Below are 1,908 nucleotides of genomic sequence, written 5' to 3'. Positions count from 1 at the left end.
AAAAACTGATACTCCCACTTACGGTGCGGGTACGTATTGATTGCGCTACTCCCTCACTATTGTGGTGAATTAACCAGTCGCTATACCTTGTTAAAACAACTCAACGGGCCACTTCGCTGACAGATTGAGTGCCCGCAGGGATACGTTTGCTGGCTAAAGAGCTGCCTGCCCGGCATTGCTATTTTTATGAGGATTGAAGCGGCACCCTTAAAAAATGAATTTTTCAAGCATGCCTGGGCTCTGGTGTCTGGGCAACTTATACCAATGGCTCCCTTTGAACCTTTGACTTCCAGGCAACGTCGCTCTATAAGCGAAATGGCGCCACTGAGTTTGTGCATCTCAATAACTTCCCTCCAACCCATAAGCGCTTATTTTTTCAGAAGCGGCTGGTTTGAAGGGTGGTTTTATAATGCGCGAGGCGCGTCTGCGGCGATTAATGGTTCTTGGTCATGGCGAAAGTTCGGTATGAAAGCGCTAGTGCGGTGTTTCAAAAACACCACATTAGCGCTTGCCACCCACCGGTGCCAGCAACAATTCGATACGTTGCTTGCGGATACCATCCGCTGCGGCTTCAGCAAGCGCGGCATCGGTGATGATGGTGTCGAACTGCTCGAGCCCGGCCACCTTGTACATGCCGAAGGTGCCGTATTTCGAGCTGGTCGCGACTAATACGGTTTGCGAGGCTGACTGCATGGCGGCCTGTTTGACCTCGACTTTCAGCGCCGACGGTGTAGTCGTGCCGCGTTGCAGGTCCCACGAACTGGTCGACATGAAGGCCACATCGGTCGCCAGTTGCCGCAACGTCGCTGCCGCCAGCCCGCCTACGCTGGAGCGGTTCGGGTGATCGAGCAGCCCGCCGGTGTGAATCACATCCACATGCGCAGCGTCGGCCAGCGCGTTGACTACGCCGAAATCATTGGTGACCACAGTCATGCCTGACAGCGCGATGATATGCGGGACGATTTCGAGTGTGCTGGTGCCTGCGTCCAGATAGATCGTCATGTCCGGGTGCAGCAAACCCGCCGCGAGCCTCGCCATGCCCTGTTTGTGCGGCAGCTCTATAACCGCCTTGGACTGATGGCTGGGCTCGCTGTGCACCTGGCTGGCGATACGCACGCCACCTGTGACTGAATAGGCCCGGCCTTCCTGTTCCAGCTGGGCGATATCGCGGCGGATGGTCATGTGCGAGCAGTCGAACATCTCCATCAACTGATGAACGCTGAGTACCTGATGCTTGCGCAATTGACGCAGCATCAGCTCCCGGCGCTGATCGGGGATCATAGGTGTACCGCCGGAAATGGCGATCTCCTCTTCAGTGGACATTCGTGCTCCTTGATGAGCCGCCAAGACAACAGGCGGTCCGCGCATCTTAGCCAATCGCTCCGGCAATGGAAGCAGCGACGGGCCTTTTTGCACGGACTTACTCATCTTTGAAGCCGACACACCTCAGTTCAGCCAGTTGCCACCATCGACGTTATAGGTCTGCGCGACCACGTATTCACTGTCCGGCGACGCAAGGAAAATCGCCATGCCGGTCAGGTCATCCGCCGTGCCCATGCGCCCGTATGGCACCTGCTCGCCGACCAGCTTCTTCTTCTCGCCCAACGGACGGTTTTCATAGCGGGCGAACATCGCATCCACGCCATCCCAGTGTTCGCCATCGACCACGCCCGGTGCGATGGCGTTGATACCGTGCCTGATAAGGTCCAGCCCGGCCGACTGGGTCAGGCTGATTACCGCGGCCTTGGTCGCGCAGTACACCGCCACCAGCGCCTCGCCACGCCGACCCGCCTGGCTGGCTGGCTGGCCATGTTGATGATCTTGCCGCCGTGCCCTTGGTCAATCATTTGCCTGGCTGCTGCCTGCAAAGTGAACAGGGTGCCCGCGACGTTGAACCGCCCCGGGTTT

Annotated in this window: 1 protein-coding gene and 1 pseudogene; both read right to left on the bottom strand. The window is 57.7% G+C overall.

Translation table 11 applies throughout. The annotated features are described in order from the left end of the window. Window positions 1-501 precede the first annotated feature (501 nt). Window positions 502-1,323, bottom strand: coding sequence for a DeoR/GlpR family DNA-binding transcription regulator (locus ALO64_RS03610; RefSeq protein ID WP_002555713.1), 822 nt, complete (start codon window positions 1,321-1,323; stop codon window positions 502-504). A 123-nt stretch (window positions 1,324-1,446) separates the two neighbouring features. Beyond that, window positions 1,447-1,908, bottom strand: a pseudogene (locus ALO64_RS03605) (SDR family oxidoreductase); the annotation flags it as partial.

Origin of the sequence: Pseudomonas meliae (assembly GCF_001400515.1) — a bacterium.
GTDB lineage: Bacteria > Pseudomonadota > Gammaproteobacteria > Pseudomonadales > Pseudomonadaceae > Aquipseudomonas > Aquipseudomonas amygdali.
This window is presented reverse-complemented; position numbering and strand designations above follow the sequence as displayed.